Genomic DNA, 17,590 nt, shown 5'->3' with positions numbered 1-17,590 from the left:
AGCCAACAAATAAACAGTACCAATTAATGAAAAATCAACGAGCTCAATAATAATAAAACTGAATATTATCTGAAATTAATCTTCTCTTCTCGTTTTCCTGGAAACGAGGATATCTAACTGCGGCAAAACTGAGCGTCCACCATGCAATATGCGCGTATTGAGCGCAATCGAACCAGGTCACAGCGAAAACAACATAAGCAATAGCAATTGCTGCAATACCGCGAATAGAAGATTGCAGCGCTAAAGATAAATAATATCCCCAAAGTGCGATGCCAGCAATTAGCCCTAAAATGCCAACTGATATTGTTGTATCTAGAATCCAATTGTGAGCTTTATAAGTAGGAATTTCTCTGGTGCTAATTTCACCTTTTATGTTAATATAGTCGTAGGTAAACTCGTTCAATTTGACAACTCTAGGAGTTACTTTAGGATTTCTGATGTAGGGATAGGCAATCCCTAAGCTGTCAAATCCCCATCCAAATAGCGGGCGCTTTTTGATGCCTCGCGCTGAGAGTTCCCACATCGGGGAACGGCTGGACATGACTTGTTCTATGGTCGGTTTTTGCCAGTTGAGCGGTCTGTTAAGGGTCATGATCCCCGCGGCGATGGCGCCCATCAGGGCTATGCCGGTGAGAATTTTGTAATAAGGGCGACGATCGAGCAAATAAGCACAGGCAACAATCAAAGCTACAATTGCACTGCGGGTAGAAGTTAGCAGCAGTGCGGGAACAGTTAAAAACAAAGTAATTGCAGTTAATTTAGTATTCGTAAATCTCCCAAACCAACCCACAATAGCAGTAATTGCCGTCAATGCTAAAACTATGGCTGCGTGGCCCCGGTGGGAATACAATCCTATTGGTTGCTGTCCTTGAAAAATGCTGCTGGCTAGAACATCTTCTCGGATAAGTTTGCCCATTGTGGCGGTGCAGTCAATCCGCCAGTCAATGATTTGGGGAAAAATGCTCAGAGAAAGAATGATTGCGCCAATTAGCAATCCTTGGAATTGCGAATTGATGAGTTGCGGGCGTGCGATTAGGAGCAAGCTGTTGCTGAGAGTGAAGGCGGCGATTAACAGCCAGTACAGCCAACCGTCGATTGGGTTATGTAATATCAGTTGCAGTGAATTATGTTGCCAAGACAGTCTTCCCCCCAGAGAGGTGTATGTCTGCTCTCCAACCCCAACTAAGGAGCCATGATATTCTCCGCTTCCAACTTGCCTATTTATCGGTTCTCTTCGGTGCAGTGCTTGACCATCCGGCCCGAATATCTCTGGGATTAAAGCACCATAATGTAGGAAAGGAACAGGGGCTTGTGTATTATTGGTAAAGCGGAGAATAAAGCTCAATGGAGCAGTAGCACCGGGCTTGTTTTCGGGGATGGATAGTGCCGCATTTTCTGGTCATCTGATTTCAAGTTGAAGGCAATTTTCTTTCATTAGAAGGCTATTTTGTTGAAATTTATTGCTGCGCTTAGATTTTCTAGATGCCATGTTTGTTACCTTTTCAACTTGTGAACTTTTATTGCCAACAGCTTGTATACTTCCATAGGTTACTACCAGGAGCGCCGCCATTACTAAAGCCAATAAAAACCGGATAAAATACCTGATCGCTCGCTCCCTGAATTACCGGACAATCAGCAAACAAACCACAATCGGTATCAATACCGCATGGATACTGAAGCCTGACATTAAAACTCCCTTTTAAATCTTTTCCTTTCTTAAAATTCCAACCTTTTGCCTTGTTATAAGTTGTTGAGAGAGTTTTTAGGAAGCTGTCTGTACCTCCTCGTTTTATCTCGCTAACGAAGGGGTTAGCATAAAATGGGTTTAAAGTCTGATCGGGAGCGAGTGCAATTAAAGAAGTATAGCCTGTTCCATTGGGCAAATCAGACTCAGATGTGAGTAGTCCTGCATTCTGTCTGAGAGTAAACGCACTACTAGATTGCCCGAAAAGCATGATGATCGAGCTAGTTGATAATACTAAGAAAAATTCTCTGAATTGCATTATTTTTACGTGTTGGAAAAATTAAACACAAATAAATAGTGATTCGCGATTCAAAGCTCTATTAAGCGAAATTCAACAAAGGGAGTATTCACCCGCCCAGTCCAAACTTTTTCTATGGGCCGACTTTCAATCGACTCCCCAGCAAGATTTTCCTTCGGAATGGTATCACTCATATTGTAATACTTGAAGCGGAAGTGATATATACCTGGCTTGAGTTCGTCAAAAGAGCCTGCGCCACCATTTCCGCTAGAGACAATAAGAGAAAATTGGCTATGATTAGTCCAGAAGAGGCTGATACCTGGAAAAAATGTCACACTCTTTCCAGGTGTAACTAACAGAAAGTCAGATTCTTCAATCGCTCTCATCCAGTCGGTAGCATAACCACTCCACTTCACCTGACCCTCTGGCCTTACAAGTTCTGGGGAAAAACTGGCACAAAAGAGGAAGTGAAATGGGGTTAGAGTATTATTTGCGATCCGGATACCAATCTCTACAGATTGGTATGAACTCTCACTCTTATTTGGCAGGGTTAACAATGGTTCCGGTATGACAGTTTCAAAACTAATCCCATCTACTTCCACTGCACTATTATTCAATCCAACAGGTTGAAGTAGGCGAAAATTAGCGAAGGGAGTTACCAACTGACTTGTTCCAGTTACTTCTATTCTCTCTAGAGGTACTTCTTTTCCCTCTAGTAGTTCTCTAATGTTAAAAACAGTGAATTGATTTGTGTATACTTTCGTCCCAGTCGGAGTTTCATAAGTGAATCGAACCTGATATTTCCCTGGCCCAAGAGTATCAAAAGACCAAGATTTATCGAGGTCAATAGGGCTTTCATCGTAGGTGGGGCGATGTAATATCAGTTGAAGTAAATTATTTTTCCAAGATAGTATTCCCTTCATAGAGGTGGATATCTGCTGTCTGACCCCAACTAAGGAGCCATGATATTCTCCGTTCCCAACAAGCCTATTTATCGGTTCTCTTCGGTGCAGTGCTTGACCATCTGGCCCGAATATTTCTGGAATTAAAGCATCATAATCTATAGCCAAGGGAATAGGGGCTGGTGTATTATTAGTCAGGCTGACAGTAAAGCTGAATTCTGCAGTGACACCGGGCTTGTTTTCGGGGATGGAGATTGCCACAATTTCTGGCCATTCCATTTTCAGTTGAAGGCCATTTTCTTTCAGTTGAAGGTCATTTTGTTTGAACTTTTTACTGCGCTTAGATTTTCTAGATGCCATGTTTGTTACCTTTTCAAGTTTTAAATCTTGATTTCCAATAGCTTGTATATTTCCATAGGTTACTACTAGGAGCGCCGCCCTTACTAAAGCTAATAAAAACCGGAGAAAATACCTCATCGCTCCCTGAATTACCGGACAATCACCGGAAAAACCAGAATCACACCGCCGCACCAATTACCGTCAGCCAAAATAATTTACTGCCACTCCCACTCGAATGTCGGGGCTGCTTAACTAAAGTGTACTTGTAATATCCTGGCCGAGGCTGACAATCATTTCGAGCCGACGCAGAACTCGACCAATGTGACGAAGAATTTGACCAATAATTTTCTGGTGTATCCCGCAGTCTACCGGGCAGATAACCATAGAATAATTTCAGTTTGAAATGCTGAAGTAGGTGCTGTTGTTGGGCAATTTCCTTTTGAGTTGCCACCACAAACTCAGACTTCAGCACGCAGGTGGGAATTGGATCAATTGTCTGATGGCAACTGATGCTTGTACTGATTGCTGGCTAGCTTTGATGGTTATTGGCAATTAGGTCTTTCGCAGTAATGCTTTTCACCGTAAGGTTGTCCCCAGTAGTTCATAAGTCCTCCTGATGTCCCTGATTATAAATGAAAAGATTGATAGCGATGCCACAAATATATCTAGTTAAAAGCTCGATGAAAAAAATAGAAAAGATCATTAAACTTTGTAACCTGGGTCTTTACCTGACTTAACGGATCGAATGAATTTCGATTACGAACCCTCTATCACCATTATGAGAGTAAAGCTAGAGAGTTTTTACGGAAGTTTTTAAGGTTTACCGTTCACCTTGAATCCCAAATTAATGCTCAAATGGGTATTTTTATGTGGCTACAGCGAAGTGAAGTTTACAGAATTTTTACAAGAGTGTCAGTTAACTTAAGGGGGTTTTCAAAAGTGATTGTTGCTTGCTATTATACATGGTATGCGGTTGACAAAAAAATTGGGTCTTCGACAGCGGCACAAAATACAATTTCGTCTCGAACCTTGCTCAAGTGAGTCTAAGTGTTTTCTGGTAAGTGATTTTAATTGAATGTGTGATGCAAGCCGAAAGGTCGATCGCACGGCATTATATGATGGAAGTCTCAAGGTCGATCGCACGGCATTACATGATGGAAGTCTCAAGGTCGATCGCACGGCATTACATAATGCAACTCAAAAGGTCGATCGCACGGCGTTGCATGATGCAAGTCGAAAAGCCGCTCCCCTCCCCGTCCCAACCCAGCAAGTGTCTCAGATCGCAAAGCCGATCGATATGGGTTGGGTTCACGCACAGTTGCATCCTTTTTTGAAACTGATATCACTTCCTCCGGGTGCTTGTGGCACACCTTACGCCTATTTTATTGAAGGCAACACTTGCTTGACCTGTTAATCCAAATAACAAAGTTATTGCTAATAAAAATTTCTGGTAGAGTCGTAAGTGCATTGTGACATCTGCTCCTTTATGACCATCCGAATTAGATTTTTTTAGAGGAAATTTAGCACGGGGTGGGGCACAATTGTTTCAAGTCAGATGCCATCAACTTAGACAGAATTATTATTAAAAAATTCTTTTGTCACGATCCTTTTCCTCCTTATTACCTTATAATCAAGCAGGGTAGCCGATGCAGTCGAAAAGCCGTTCCGATCCCTCCAAAACCAGCCAGTGTCTCAGATCACAAAACCGCTCGATCGCTCTCACTGCCCAAAAACGTAAAGTTATGTCACTTTAAGTAAAGGGTTATAAAATAACTCTTGCCATATCCCTAGAAAGTTATGACAACAATACTAAGAGCTACAGCAGAGAAAATGGAGATAGACTGGCAGCAGTTGAGCGCAGACCAAAAACTCATTCTCAATCAAGTAGACAATGCGATCGCTCTGTTCGACTCGTCTGACTGCTTAGTTTTGTTTAACAAAAAATTGGCCCAAATCTGGGGACTGTCCCCACAATGGCTGGCAACAAAGCCGAAGTGCCACTTGGTGTTTGCGGAAATTGTCGATCGGGGTTACTTGTCTGTTCAGCAGTGGCAAGAGTTTCAGCAAGCACTGGAAACATCTGAGGATGAAAGTTTATCATTTTATTTCGAGCAATCCAATGCGGTTTGTTTGGAGGTGTGCGCCACGATTACCAAGAGTGGCGGACGGCTGTTTACCTTTCGAGACGTTACGGTATACCAAAACTCCCAAGCTAGCTTGAACGCAGAAGTCAGGCGGCTGAGATTTCTTTTAGGTTTAACCGAACGCCTGCAAAACTCTGACAGTTTGCAAGAAATAGGTCAGTTTGCCCTCACCTATCTGGTAGAGGCAATGAATGCAGCTTTCGGAGATGTCAAGGTGATTAGCGGCAAAGGAAACGACCGGCAAGCGACGGCGATTTGCAACCAAATTTCTAGTCAATTTCTGGCTACTTACGGGGAACCCGTAGTCGCAGGAATGCAAGAATTCCTCGACAAAGGCATTCCCTACGGCATGGGTTTGCTGTGGGAAGTGGTGAAAACAGGTAAACCTTTGTTTGTCGAGGATTATGCCCAACAGCCCAATGCAGTCCCGGAATTTCGGCATCCGGGAATCGGACAACTCGGCATTTTTCCGATCGCAGCTACCAACGGCACGATCATCGGAGTGCTGACGCTGGAGTCCCGCAACGTCAAAAAACTGCAAACCCCCCTCCACCAAGAAGTGCTGGAGGCTGCTTGCCGGACTCTGGGGGCGGCGATCGAGCGGGCTCAGACACAAGAGAACCTGCGCCAAGTTAACGAAGAATTAGAGTATTCTTCTCAGTTGAAATCCGAGTTTTTAGCCTCGATGTCCCACGAATTGCGGACGCCTCTCAACAGCATTCTCGGCTTTTCTGACTTGCTGCTGCGGCAAACGGCAGGACAGTTGAGCGATCGACAAATCAACTATGTAGAACTGATCGAAAAAAGCGGCCAGCACTTGTTGCAGCTAATCAACGATATTCTCGACCTTTCTAAAATTGAAGCGGGGAAAGTAGAACTCAATTTACAGCCGGTTCGCGTTCACGAACTCGCGACAGACTGTCTGAAAATGATGCAGCCGCGGGCAGACAAAAAGCAGATCGCTTTGTCTTTAGAACTAGACTACCGCATTACTAAAGTTTTGCTCGACGAACGGCGAGTGCGACAAATTGTGATTAATTTACTTTCCAATGCCATCAAATTTACCCCAGAAGAGGGACAAGTTAAACTCAGCGGGCGTCTCGTCTACGGCAGTGAAATAAAGGGCGACTACCGGCCGGATTGTTCTCCTGTAAATCCCAACACTCCTTATTTTTGTTTTGAGGTGAAAGACTCCGGCATCGGCATTCCTCAAGACCGCTGGCACTTGCTATTTCGACCTTTTCAACAGGTGGATTCTTCCCTGACTAAGCGACACGAAGGTACAGGTTTGGGTTTGGCTTTGACTAAGCGTCTGGCAGAATTGCACGGGGGGACTGTTTCTTTTCAATCGGTTTGCGATCGGGGAAGTCTTTTCCGCGTTTGGCTGCCTTTGACGGAGATGCGTCAACAGTTGGGAAACTTTGCTTCTTGTGCCTTGGATTCCAAGTTAATCCCTGCTTGTGCCATTGCTTTACCAATTGGCAGCAAGCGGGTTTTGGTTGTCGAAGACCAGCCTTTTAACCAAATGTTAATTTCTGAGGTGATGGAATTGGAGGGGTACGGGGTAGAGATAATCGCGGATGGTTCGGCTATGGTCGATCGTATTCTCGCCGCCTCTACTGCCCCGGAGTTGGTGCCGGATTTGATTTTGATGGACATTCAGTTGCCGGATGTTGACGGTTTTGAGTTGATGCGCCGAATTAAAGCAGATCCTGTCTGGGATTCGGTACCGATGATTGCGGTGACGGCGATGGCGATGCCCGGTGACTGCGATCGATGTTTGGAAGCGGGCGCTTCTGCTTATTTGAGCAAGCCGCTGGATTTGAATTTGACGATCGCTACTGTCCGTTCTTTTCTCACCTAACAATAATTATTTGCAGTTCCAGCACAGCCATTTATGAGAATGGATAACAAGAAAGGTTAAACTCAATAGTAGATAAATATCTATAGGACTTGCGCACACTTGCCTCAGAAACCCGGTTCCTACGAAAAATATCGAGTTTAGTAACGAGAAATATACGAATTAACCAGTTTTCGAGGTTCCGCACGCGCAAGTCCCGAGCTAAATTCAATATATATATTCCATGTCAAACAAGTCGCCCTGCATCATGTTGGTTGATGACGAGCCAGCTAATCTGACTTTACTGGAAGAGTTATTGCGCCTGGAAGGATACGCCACAGTATCGGCGGAATCTGGCGCGGAAGCGCTCTCCCTCGCCCGCGCATCTCGACCAGATTTAATTTTACTGGATATTATGATGCCGGAGATGAACGGTTTTGATGTGTGCGATCGCCTGCGGAAGGATACGGCATTGCAAACTGTACCCGTGATTTTTTTGACTGCCCTCGATGACGATACCTCTCGCCTCAGAGGGTTAGAAATGATGGCAGATGATTATTTGACAAAGCCTTTTAACAGTCGCTTGCTGCTGGCGAAAGTTGAAAATATTTTGCAGTTGAGTAAAATGCGAGCGCAAGCTGTATCTTCCCAATTCAATCAGCAAGTAAAAGAGCAAAGCAAGCGCCAAATTGCCGCAGCTTGGGAGGCAAACGAATATCTTTCCGAAAAATTTCAGCTATTTGTGCCGGAGCAACTTCTCGGACGAATTGCCCCGCAAGGAATAGAATCTATTCAGTTGGGCAATGTCACAGAAGAAGAGCTGACTATTTTATTTTGCGACATTCGCGGGTTTACTGCGATCGCAGAATCTCAAGAAGCTCGCGAGACTTTTGAATGGTTGAACGCTTTTTTTACTAAAATGAACGAGTGCATAACGTCCCACGGCGGGTTTATTGACAAATACCTAGGCGATGCAATCATGTCAGTATTTGACAAGCCCAAATCTCACGCTATGGATGCGATCGAAGCCGCAGTAGCAATGCAAGAAAGTTTGCAGAAATTTAATGCCAGCCGCCAAAAATACAATTTAGAAAATCCGCTCAATATCGGTACGGGAATTAACACAGGTATCGGCATGATCGGCACTTTGGGTTCCGATCGCCGCATGGACTCTACAGTCATCGGCGATGTAGTCAATACAGCTTCTAGGTTAGAAAATTTAACTAAAATATACGGCTGCCAAATTATTGTTAGCGAAAATGCGCTCGTTCATGCGAGAGAATTTCTAAATGGCATAAGTCCGAACTCAAACTCAAAAGAAAGTCTATTATTAAAGTGCGATTTGGAAGTGGGAACACAGGAGACTATTATTTCTACTTCTCGGGCGACTGCTGGAGAAAGCGATTTGCGAAGCAACAATTATTACTATCGCTGGATCGATCGAGTAACCCCGCGCGGCAAGCAGCAAGCTATTGAAATCTACGAAATCTGGAGCGCCTTCAGTCCCGACTCCGAGGTAAAGCTGCTTACCCAGGTTTTATTTGACAAAGGAATTCAAGGATGGCAATCCGAAAGATATATCGCTGCCTTGGGATATTTTCAGCAACTAATCGAACAAAACCCTGCTGATACAGTCGTCAGTTTTTATATAAATCGCTGCCAGGAAAAACTAGGTTTGATACCTATAAGTAGCCGCCCAGAAATGAGCTAAATAGAACCAGTTCCTAGTGAGTTATTCAGTTTTATCCATCATATCGGTTCGTAGTGAAGAATTCAGTTTTCTCAAGAGAGCGCAAATAAAAGCTATGCTAAAGTAATCCCATTCGTAGCGAGCACTTCAGCCCTCTTTACGAGCGCAAATAACGGCTAAAGTCCTGGCTACGAACTTATACCAATTCTGAAAAGTACGCGAGCATCTGTAGGGACACTTTTAATAATTGGTATAAAATTGAGGATTGTAGCCAGACTTTTTTAAATTGGTATTATGAGAAAACTCTAATGTTAGACCATCAAACAGTCGTCAAAACTTGCTCTCTCAACTTCCCGATCAACTCATTAACCCCCCCCGCATTCAAACGGTAACTCAAAGGATGACCGATTAAATAAGCCGAACTTTCAAACAAAACATCAATTTCCACCAAACCATTTTCCCGCAAAGTTTTGCCAGTCGAAACCAAATCCACAATTGCCTCCGACATACCCGTAATCGGCCCCAACTCCACAGAACCGTAAAGCGGCACAATTTCCACCGGCAAATTCAAATTGTGAAAATATTCCCTTGCACAGTGTACGAACTTAGAAGCAACTCTACCGTGAGGAGGCAAATCCACCGTTCGTCGATAAGAACTAGATTCCTTCACGGCCACAGACAGCCGACACTTGCCAAATTTTAAATCAATTAAATTGGCAACTTTCGGAGTTTTTTCCCGCAAAACATCATAACCAGCAATCCCCAAATCAGCTTGACCGTATTCCACATAAACCGGCACGTCGTGCGTCCTTACTAGCAAAGCTTTAGCAGTTCCGGTAGGGTCATAAATTTGAAGTTGTCGGTTAGAGGAATCGAGAAAAGCACTGAAGTCTAATCCAACCGATTTAAACAGCCGAATGCTATCTCCTAACAGTCCGCCTTTGGGAAGTGCAACAGTAATCATGTCAAGTTTTAGAGTGTAAATTGCTCAGTTTGGGAAGGGGCCGATCGCGGCACAAGCAGAAACAGCTTTTACCCAACTCAGAATAACACATAGAGTTCATAGCGGGAAATAAATTTTTGGTATTGCTCGATCCTTTGTTTGGGTATATATTATATTTAGTCACTTTTTTAAAGGGCGGTCGGTATGCAAAACAATCAAGAGTTTGACACTCAAGAATTTGACGGAAATTTTCACAGTGTTGATCCGCCCATGTGAAATCAAGCGTGTTCAATGAAGCCCCCCGATCGAAGTTTGCAGAAAAACGTGGAAGGCCCGGAGGCTGTTAATGTAAAATGCTTGCAGAGGCTGGTGCAGAGAACTGAGCGCTCAGGCGTTAGCGAAGCCCTCGAAGAGGATCGCCATTGTGTGTCACGCCTTTGTGTATTCAACTCTAAAACTTAAAATTTAACGGGCGATCGCCAATAGCTGACAGCTAAAATATGACCAAATTGACTCTGGTAATCGGCAACAAAAATTATTCCTCTTGGTCGCTGCGTGCTTGGCTGGCGATGAAACAAGCTGGACTAGAATTTGCCGAGGTGAGAATCCCCTTAGACTGGCCGACAACCCATGAGGAAATTCGGCGCTATTCTCCCTCGGGAAAAGTGCCAGTTTTAATCGACGGCGACCTGAAAGTGTGGGAATCTTTAGCAATTTGCGAATACGTTGCAGAACGCTTTGCTAATGATTTGTGGCCGGCCGATGTAGCGGAACGGGCGATAGCTCGTTCCATCTGTGCCGAAATGCACGCCGGGTTCCACAATTTGCGCGAAAATATGCCGATGGACTGCCGCAACCGCTATCCGGGAGAAGGGATAACTCCCGGTGTAGAAGCAGAGATCGATCGCATCTTGGCCATTTGGCGCGAATGCCGCCAAAAATTCGGAACAGGCGGCAATATGCTGTTCGGAAAATTTACAGTTGTTGACGCTATGTTTGCCCCTGTTGTCATGCGTTTTGTCACCTACGAAGTCAAATTAGATTCAGAAGCAAAAGCTTATGCTGATGCAATTTTGGCACTACCTGCAATCCAGGAATGGGTAGCAGCAGCTTGCAGCGAACCGGAAAGTATTGCACATTTGAAAATGTAGTAAAAATCACTTTACTTTAGTTAAAATCTCAAATCTCAAATTTGAAATCAGGATGCGGATTCTTTTAGTTGATGATGAAGTTGAGTTGACTGACCCTTTGAGTCGAGTTTTAACCCGCGAAGGTTATACAGTTGATGTGGCATTTGACGGAGCAAGTGGCACTAATTTAGCAATGCAGGGCAATTACGATTTGCTGATTTTGGATTGGATGCTGCCGAGACAAACCGGACTGGCAATTTGCCAGAAGTTGCGATCGCAAGGACGGAGTACGCCAGTGCTATTTCTCACCGCCAAAGATACCCTAGACGATCGCGTACAAGGACTCGACGCCGGTGCAGACGACTATTTAGTCAAACCTTTTGAACTGCGAGAACTGCTAGCCAGAGTCCGCGCATTGCTGCGGCGGCCTCCTACTTTTGATGCTGAGGTTGCTGTCGGGCGGCTACAAGTGGCAGATTTACAGCTAGACTACGACAATCAATTAGCTTATCGGAGCGATCGCACAATTGATTTATCAGAAAAAGAATGTCAGTTATTAGAATACTTAATGCGCCATCCCGGTCAATTGCTAACACACGAACAAATCCACCAATATTTGTGGAGTGAAGCAGAAAAACCCAGCAGCAATGTATTAGCAGCTCAAATTCGCCTGCTGCGGCGCAAAATAGAAGCCCCGGGCGAATCTGTGCTAATTCACACTGTCTACGGCAGAGGCTATCGCTTTGGAGAAGCTAGCTAATAATAATAGGAATTGCCCAAAAAATCTTGTAGGCAGCCATGCAGACCTCACCTTCCGCATATATAACTTTATTTACTTTCGGAAAAACCCGGGCTAGTTTTGTACAAATATTATCTGTTCTCGGAAAAGTTTACCCCCTAAGCCAGCCCTTAGGGATGTTGACAAACCAAAGTAATTACTGTCACCTCCGGCGGACAAAATAGCCTCCCGGGCGCATAAGTTCCCAAACCGCGATTCACGTACAGCAAATTACTCCCAACCGAATGCAAACCGCTAGCCCATTCCCAGTGAGCAACTACTCGATCGCCAGCCCACACAAAAGGAATGAACTTTCGGATTGGTTTAGGAATCAAATAGCCAATTTTTCTGACCCAAGCGAACAAAGGCCCGATACCGGGAATAACGATTTGACCGCCGTGAGTGTGCCCCGACAACTGCAAATCAATCCGCCAATTTTGCAGATTTTCAGCAGTATCAGGATTGTGAGACAATACAATCCGAGGAATCGCGGGATTTATTGATGCCATTACAGGTTTAGGCGCAAAATCGCCAGACCAAAAATCTGCGAACCCAACTAAAGCCAATTGGGATCCCAAAGGATAAATTGCTTCGTTGTACAAAACCCTAATCCCGATGCTATTTAAAGCATTAGCAACCTCTCTCTTTGCCCCAGGAAAATAGTGGTCGTGATTGCCCAAAACCGCGTAAATTCCCGCCCGACTTTGTAAGTTTTTCAATCGCTGCACTAAGCCGTAAATAGGTGCCGGGTCGTAGGTAATAAAGTCGCCAGTTAAAAAAATCAGGTCTGGTTGGGCTTCATTGGCTGCAGCAATCGCCTCTTCTAGCAACCATTCCGACAGCCGCACCCCGTCATAGTGAAAGTCAGTAAGTTGTACAACTTTAGTAGCGGATAGATTTGCTGGAAGATTGGCGATCGGTATTGTTAAATACTCTACTCTCAGTTTTCCAGTTAATAACCTGTGCATATATCTAACGTTTATTGATGACAGAGCGCAACCTCTACCTTAGCAAATAAACAGGCAAGACTGCAAAACTAGATATTCTTCCCTTTTTCTTCGGTCATCTGACTAATAACTACTAATTGCTGACTAATGACTAATGGCTAAAGTCGTGGAGCAAAAAAAAATAAAAGATTACCTCAAATTATTAAACCCAAATGCCCAATTTTTATGGAAAATTACTTGCCGAATAGAGTCTCTGACTATAACTTAATTGAATGTGTATGACCTTCGATAAAAAACATATATTGCTAATGCAATGTTGTTTAAATCAATTGAAGAGCTAGAGTATTTATTACCTCAGCTTTTAAATGAAGGATAGTTGATTGTTAAAGCGGCAACACAATTAAAAATAAGGTTAATATTTGGCTGACAGCTTAAAAACAGCTTATCTAATAAGCTGTTGTGCATTTTAATTGCATATTTCGGGCGGGTTAGCGTGCCCACCCCACTCATGGTTTGATTATTTCTTTAGAGGTCATTTAAATGCTGCTTAGCTTGCTAAATAAGCCTGTGACATGGCTGTAAGTCTCTTTTGGTTACTTTATTAAGTATTGAGAGTTGTTTATTTTTAGAGTTCTCCACTCGATTTTATCGTCTCTTCAATAAAGTTTCGACAGGATTTGCTCCGATGGTTTGATAACTACCAACTAACGCTCAGTGCGCGCTTGGTGGCGATCGCACTAGCTAGCTAAATTGTCGATCGAATGCTACCCCTATTGAACTGGCCTTACGGGCCCAACTGCTAAGCTGTTGTGCATTTAAATTGTATATTTCGAGTCCCGATCAAAAATCGTCAAATCCTCTCCCCCTCTCCCCTTCACCCCCTCTCCCTCTCTAATACCATAGGCAATCTAGATGCAACACAGCTTACAGGCTTTGTCGGATTAGCAATCACCCCCTCTATCATCAGCAGCCATAACAACAACTGGGCAGTCTTATACAGCGTTACTAACAACGTTATTGGAACTTATTGTTTCGGTGTATTTATTGCTAGCTATTTCGGGAATTCCGAGCAAAAAAAACACTGGTGGACTCCGCTGCGGGACGTGCTAACAGCTCCCGCTCTGTGGGCCTTTTAAATTGGTTTTTTCACGAGAAACATTCCCCTGCCCGAGACAGTAGAATCGGGATTGCAGACGGCAGTTTGGGTAGTAATTGCCAGTGCTTTGCTGCTGGTTGGCATCCGGCTGAGGTCTATTAAGAAATGGGAAAGTTTTGAACTCGCTTTAATCTCGTCGCTGTTAAAAGTGGTAATAGTGCCGGTGCCGATCGGATTGGGTGCTAGTTATTTCGGACTGAGCGGCGATCCGAGGTTGGTGTTGGTGTTGATGTCGGGAACGCCCACAGCTCTTACCGTGCTGATTTTAGCATAAGTCTACGAGCTCGATCGCGAATTGTTAGCTAGCACCATCGCCCTCACTTCCGTCGGTTTGCTGCTGATGCTTCCCTTGTGGTTAGCTGGGTTTAGTTAAAATTAGCTAAAGTTTTAAATCAGATTGCTCTAAAATTTCGCAGTACAATGAACAATAACTGCACGGAAAAGACGATGGACGAGACAATAACTGCTGCTGGTCTGCCTCCTGCATTCCCCGACCATACCCAATTGCCAGACGAAGACGGTACATTTGTGAAAAATTTTCAGGAGCATCCCCAGAGCATCATTCTGACAGATTCGATCGGGCCAGTTGTAGAGCGGCTGCATCCAGATGGACAATATGCGATCGGGCAAGATTGCGGCATTTACTGGCGAGAAACTGACCCGCCAGAGCGAGGTGCAGAAGCACCGGATTGGTTTTACGTGCCGAATGTACCGGCAACACTTGACGGTTTTCGCCGTTCTTATGTACTTTGGCGGGAACACATGGCTCCGTTCATTGCTTTAGAATTTGCTAGCGGTAATGGAGAGGAAGAGCGCGATCGTACTCCGCTGTCTGTGGCCGCTGACGGTACCACCACTAAACCGGGTAAGTTTTGGGTGTACGAGAGAATTATCCGCATTCCTTACTACGGCATTTATGAAATGAGAACGGGCAATTTAGAGGTCTATCACCTAATAGATTTTGTGTATCGAAGGATGGAGCCAAACGAACGCGGTCACTATCCCATTCCTGTACTAGATGTAGAATTGGGGCTGTGGCAGGGAAGCTATCAAAATCAAGAACTTCTTTGGCTGCGGTGGTGGGATTCGCAGGGGAATTTGCTGTTAACTGGCTCCGAACAAGTTGAAATTGAGCGGGCCCTGGTCGAACAAGAACGGGAAAGAGCCGAACAAGAACGGGAAAGAGCCGAACAAGAACGAGAAAGAGCCGAACAAGAACGAGAAAGAGCCGAACAAGCAGAGCGAAAAGTCACCCAGTTAGCGGAGCGACTGCGAGCAATGGGAATCGATCCCGATGCAGAGGATTGATATCAAATTCCCAACACTCTATCTGTAGCGCGAGCATCCCGCACCCGATCTTTTATAATCACAAAAAACAAAGCTGATGGAAACTAAACCACCTCTACCGCCCTTTACGTTGGAAACAGCTAAAGCCAAAGTCCAAGCAGCAGAAGATGCCTGGAATACCCGCGATCCAGAACGAGTAGCCTTAGCTTATACCGAAGATTCTCAGTGGCGAAACCGTGCCGAATTCTTCAGCGGACGGGAACAAATCAAAGCTTTTTTAAGACGAAAATGGGCAAAGGAACTAGATTACCGTTTGCAGAAAGAACTGTGGAGTTTTACAGAGAATCGGATTTCTGTTCGCTTCGAGTATGAGTGGCACGATGATTCTGGCGAATGGTATCGCTCCTATGGTAATGAACAGTGGGAATTTGCAGAAAATGGCTTAATGCGAAGACGTGAAGCCAGCATTAATGATGTTCCCATTCAAGAGTCAGAACGGAAGTTTCGATAGGAGTTATATCGATTCCGGTTGCACCGTCCGCATTGTTGACTGTTGACTGATGACTAATGACTAATGACTGATGACTAATGACTAATGACTGCTGATTTCTCCCCTGCAACTGAAAACCGCTATATGATGAATTGGGCCCAATCAGTTTCCTAGACCATAGATACCGCGAAATTGGTTGCTGTACAGATAGTCGGCATCTCAATAATAAACTGCGTTCCCTGCTCAGGCGTTGAAAAACACTGTATTTCAGCGCAGTGTTTTTCTAGCAGAATTTTTCTGCTGATTGACAATCCCATGCCTGTACCTTTTCCGATTGGCTTAGTAGTAAAAAAGGGAGTGAAAAGTTTTGAACGAACATTCTCAGTCATGCCAATACCATTATCAGCAATTGTGACCCGAATGCCTGAATCAGTGCTAATATTGTCATAGGAATTGCCCGGTACGAATTCAGTACGAATCAAAATTTGGGGGTGAAAAACTGTACCATTTTCTCTACTTCCCCGCTCTTCCAAAGCATCTATAGCATTCGCTAAAAGGTTCATAAACACCTGATTAAGCTGACCTGCATAACAGGTCACAAGTGGCAAGGTGCCATAGTCTTTAATCACGTTAATAGCAGGACGATCTGACTTAGCCTTGAGGCGATGCTGTAAAATCATCAAGGTGCTATTAATACCTTCGTGGATATTTACTGATTTGATTTCAGTTTCATCTAAGCGCGAAAAATTTCGCAGAGACTCCACAATAATGCGAATCCGTTCGATGCCTAACTGCATGGAAGCAAGCAATTTTGGTAAATCATCTATGATAAATGGCAACTCTCGATCTTCTATTGCATGAATAATTTCTGCTTCAGGTTGCGGGTAATACCGTTGGTAAAGATTCAACACATAGATGAGTTCTTTAATATAGTCGTGGGCGTGCGAGAGGTTACCGTAAATAAAGTTAACCGGATTGTTAATTTCATGAGCGACACCTGCAACTAATTGACCGAGACTAGACATTTTTTCACTTTGAACTAGCTGGAGTTGTGTTTCTTGCAGTTCTTTGACAAAATGCTCTAAGGCAAGAGCTTTTTGGCGTTCTTTTTCTTCACTGATACGGAGTGCTTTCTCTACTTGTTCGCGCCGCTCTATTTCAGACTGCAGTTTCTGACCTAGACAAAAACTTCTCAAAGCTGTTAGCACTGTAGTGTATAGCTTTGATGTCGTTAATTCAGTTTTAGTTTTATAGTCATTAATATCGTAATCCATAATAATGCTTTTTTCTGGCACTTGTCCGGGTTGACCCGTGCGTAAAATAATTCGCACTAACTGATTGCCTAGCACTTCCCGGACATATTTAACAAACTTTAAGCCAGCATCATCTGTTTCCATAATCACATCAAGCAAGATGATGGCAACATCAGGATGTTCTTGAATTAGCTGTGTGGCTTCCTTCGCAGAATAAGCACTAATAAACTTTAAAGATGTGTTTTGGAAAACAAATTTTCTTAAGGCAATATCGGTAGCTGTGTGAACTTGAGCCTCATCATCTACAATCAAAATTTTCCAGCTTTCAGTCGGGGTATCTTCAGATACTTCATCAGCAAAAAATAACTCCTCATCTGAGTTAAATCCTTCAGCCAATAGCATTGTTTGAGATGATTCTTGAGTTGAAAAACTGTAAATATTGTCCATTGCTGCTTACCTCTGTTTATTAGCGATCTTTTGATTTGGGAAACTACGGTTTTGCATCGATTTGTAGGGGTAACTTAATTATAAATTTGGTTCCCACTCCCACCTTACTTTTACATTCTACTTCACCCAGAAGTTTTTGACTAACTAAATTGTAGACAATATGCAATCCCAACCCGCTACCCCCCTGACCGCGTTTGGTAGTAAAGAATGGCTCAAAAATTTTACTTAAATTTTCTGGAGGAATGCCTTTACCATCATCGGA

At 43.9% G+C, this 17,590-nt stretch carries 16 protein-coding genes; 8 read left to right on the top strand and 8 right to left on the bottom strand.

From position 1 onward, the window contains the following. Positions 1–43: 43 nt before the first annotated feature. From QUB61_RS06130 to QUB61_RS06115, 4 genes are all read right to left on the bottom strand, one after another. Complete coding sequence (locus QUB61_RS06130; protein ID WP_333125354.1) at positions 44–1,345, bottom strand: O-antigen ligase family protein; 1,302 nt, start codon at positions 1,343–1,345, stop codon at positions 44–46. 172 nt (positions 1,346–1,517) lie between these two features. Continuing rightward, the gene (locus QUB61_RS06125; protein ID WP_333125356.1) at positions 1,518–2,003 is read right to left on the bottom strand and encodes a hypothetical protein; all 486 of its coding nucleotides are present in this window, start codon (positions 2,001–2,003) and stop codon (positions 1,518–1,520) included. Between the two features lie 50 nt (positions 2,004–2,053). Beyond that, a complete protein-coding gene (locus QUB61_RS06120) occupies positions 2,054–3,361 on the bottom strand; it encodes a hypothetical protein (RefSeq protein ID WP_333125359.1) in 1,308 nt (435 codons plus the stop codon). A gap of 40 nt (positions 3,362–3,401) precedes the next feature. Continuing rightward, complete coding sequence (locus QUB61_RS06115; protein ID WP_333125362.1) at positions 3,402–3,695, bottom strand: hypothetical protein; 294 nt, start codon at positions 3,693–3,695, stop codon at positions 3,402–3,404. A 603-nt stretch (positions 3,696–4,298) separates the two neighbouring features. Here QUB61_RS06115 and QUB61_RS06110 point away from each other — a divergent pair. The 3 genes from QUB61_RS06110 (at position 4,299) to QUB61_RS06100 (ending at position 8,918) form a co-directional block, all read left to right on the top strand. Then, on the top strand, positions 4,299–4,637 hold the full coding sequence (locus tag QUB61_RS06110) for a hypothetical protein (RefSeq protein ID WP_333125364.1): 339 nt from the start codon (positions 4,299–4,301) through the stop codon (positions 4,635–4,637). 383 nt (positions 4,638–5,020) lie between these two features. Then, positions 5,021–7,231 carry an ATP-binding protein gene (locus QUB61_RS06105; protein WP_333125368.1) on the top strand — a complete coding sequence of 737 codons (2,211 nt, stop codon included), beginning with the start codon at positions 5,021–5,023 and terminating at the stop codon, positions 7,229–7,231. Between the two features lie 220 nt (positions 7,232–7,451). After that, the gene (locus QUB61_RS06100) at positions 7,452–8,918 is read left to right on the top strand and encodes a response regulator (protein ID WP_333125370.1); all 1,467 of its coding nucleotides are present in this window, start codon (positions 7,452–7,454) and stop codon (positions 8,916–8,918) included. 298 nt (positions 8,919–9,216) lie between these two features. On the opposite strand, the gene hisG is transcribed toward QUB61_RS06100, so the two are convergent. Beyond that, positions 9,217–9,861, bottom strand: a complete 645-nt coding sequence (gene hisG / locus QUB61_RS06095) for an ATP phosphoribosyltransferase (RefSeq protein WP_332956167.1) — start codon at positions 9,859–9,861, stop codon at positions 9,217–9,219. A 479-nt stretch (positions 9,862–10,340) separates the two neighbouring features. On the opposite strand from hisG, the gene QUB61_RS06090 reads away from it, so the two are divergent. Both QUB61_RS06090 and rppA read left to right on the top strand, forming a co-directional pair. Then, positions 10,341–10,991, top strand: a complete 651-nt coding sequence (locus QUB61_RS06090) for a glutathione S-transferase family protein (RefSeq protein WP_333125373.1) — start codon at positions 10,341–10,343, stop codon at positions 10,989–10,991. A 52-nt stretch (positions 10,992–11,043) separates the two neighbouring features. Then, positions 11,044–11,730: a two-component system response regulator RppA gene (gene rppA / locus QUB61_RS06085; protein ID WP_333125376.1), complete on the top strand. Its 687-nt coding sequence runs from the start codon at positions 11,044–11,046 to the stop codon at positions 11,728–11,730. 149 nt (positions 11,731–11,879) lie between these two features. Here rppA and QUB61_RS06080 read toward each other — a convergent pair whose 3' ends face one another. After that, positions 11,880–12,716: a metallophosphoesterase gene (locus QUB61_RS06080; RefSeq protein ID WP_333125378.1), complete on the bottom strand. Its 837-nt coding sequence runs from the start codon at positions 12,714–12,716 to the stop codon at positions 11,880–11,882. A 1,166-nt stretch (positions 12,717–13,882) separates the two neighbouring features. Here QUB61_RS06080 and QUB61_RS06075 point away from each other — a divergent pair. From QUB61_RS06075 to QUB61_RS06065, 3 genes are all read left to right on the top strand, one after another. Then, positions 13,883–14,125, top strand: a complete 243-nt coding sequence (locus QUB61_RS06075; RefSeq protein ID WP_333136285.1) for a hypothetical protein — start codon at positions 13,883–13,885, stop codon at positions 14,123–14,125. 173 nt (positions 14,126–14,298) lie between these two features. Continuing rightward, entirely contained in the window at positions 14,299–15,159 is an 861-nt protein-coding gene (locus tag QUB61_RS06070; protein ID WP_333136286.1) for a Uma2 family endonuclease, read from the top strand. Between the two features lie 76 nt (positions 15,160–15,235). Next, the gene (locus QUB61_RS06065) at positions 15,236–15,649 is read left to right on the top strand and encodes a nuclear transport factor 2 family protein (RefSeq protein ID WP_333136283.1); all 414 of its coding nucleotides are present in this window, start codon (positions 15,236–15,238) and stop codon (positions 15,647–15,649) included. Positions 15,650–15,798: 149 nt separating this feature from the next. Here the strand turns inward: QUB61_RS06065 and QUB61_RS06060 are convergent, their stop codons facing one another. Then, positions 15,799–17,328 (bottom strand): ATP-binding protein, encoded by a 1,530-nt coding sequence (locus QUB61_RS06060; protein WP_333136281.1) that lies wholly within the window; start codon positions 17,326–17,328, stop codon positions 15,799–15,801. Positions 17,329–17,371: 43 nt separating this feature from the next. Continuing rightward, positions 17,372–17,590, bottom strand: a 219-nt coding sequence (locus QUB61_RS06055; protein WP_333189872.1) for a HAMP domain-containing sensor histidine kinase, incomplete at its 5' end; no start/stop codon positions are given.

The sequence above is a fragment of the Microcoleus sp. C2D2 genome (genome assembly GCF_036702495.1).
Classification (GTDB): domain Bacteria; phylum Cyanobacteriota; class Cyanobacteriia; order Cyanobacteriales; family Microcoleaceae; genus Microcoleus.
The sequence above is the reverse complement of the archived record's forward strand: the minus strand, read 5'-3'. Positions and strand labels throughout refer to the sequence as shown.

What these genes read in the sequence shown, in the direction of transcription:
- QUB61_RS06125 (WP_333125356.1), bottom strand. Translation starts at nt 2,003, where the DNA reads ATGCAATTCAGAGAATTTTTCTTAGTATTATCAACTAGCTCGATCATC.
- QUB61_RS06120 (WP_333125359.1), bottom strand. Translation starts at nt 3,361, where the DNA reads ATGAGGTATTTTCTCCGGTTTTTATTAGCTTTAGTAAGGGCGGCGCTC.
- QUB61_RS06110 (WP_333125364.1), top strand. Translation starts at nt 4,299, where the DNA reads ATGTGTGATGCAAGCCGAAAGGTCGATCGCACGGCATTATATGATGGA.
- QUB61_RS06105 (WP_333125368.1), top strand. Translation starts at nt 5,021, where the DNA reads ATGACAACAATACTAAGAGCTACAGCAGAGAAAATGGAGATAGACTGG.
- QUB61_RS06100 (WP_333125370.1), top strand. Translation starts at nt 7,452, where the DNA reads ATGTCAAACAAGTCGCCCTGCATCATGTTGGTTGATGACGAGCCAGCT.
- hisG (WP_332956167.1), bottom strand. Translation starts at nt 9,861, where the DNA reads ATGATTACTGTTGCACTTCCCAAAGGCGGACTGTTAGGAGATAGCATT.
- QUB61_RS06090 (WP_333125373.1), top strand. Translation starts at nt 10,341, where the DNA reads ATGACCAAATTGACTCTGGTAATCGGCAACAAAAATTATTCCTCTTGG.
- rppA (WP_333125376.1), top strand. Translation starts at nt 11,044, where the DNA reads ATGCGGATTCTTTTAGTTGATGATGAAGTTGAGTTGACTGACCCTTTG.
- QUB61_RS06080 (WP_333125378.1), bottom strand. Translation starts at nt 12,716, where the DNA reads ATGCACAGGTTATTAACTGGAAAACTGAGAGTAGAGTATTTAACAATA.
- QUB61_RS06070 (WP_333136286.1), top strand. Translation starts at nt 14,299, where the DNA reads ATGGACGAGACAATAACTGCTGCTGGTCTGCCTCCTGCATTCCCCGAC.
- QUB61_RS06065 (WP_333136283.1), top strand. Translation starts at nt 15,236, where the DNA reads ATGGAAACTAAACCACCTCTACCGCCCTTTACGTTGGAAACAGCTAAA.
- QUB61_RS06060 (WP_333136281.1), bottom strand. Translation starts at nt 17,328, where the DNA reads ATGGACAATATTTACAGTTTTTCAACTCAAGAATCATCTCAAACAATG.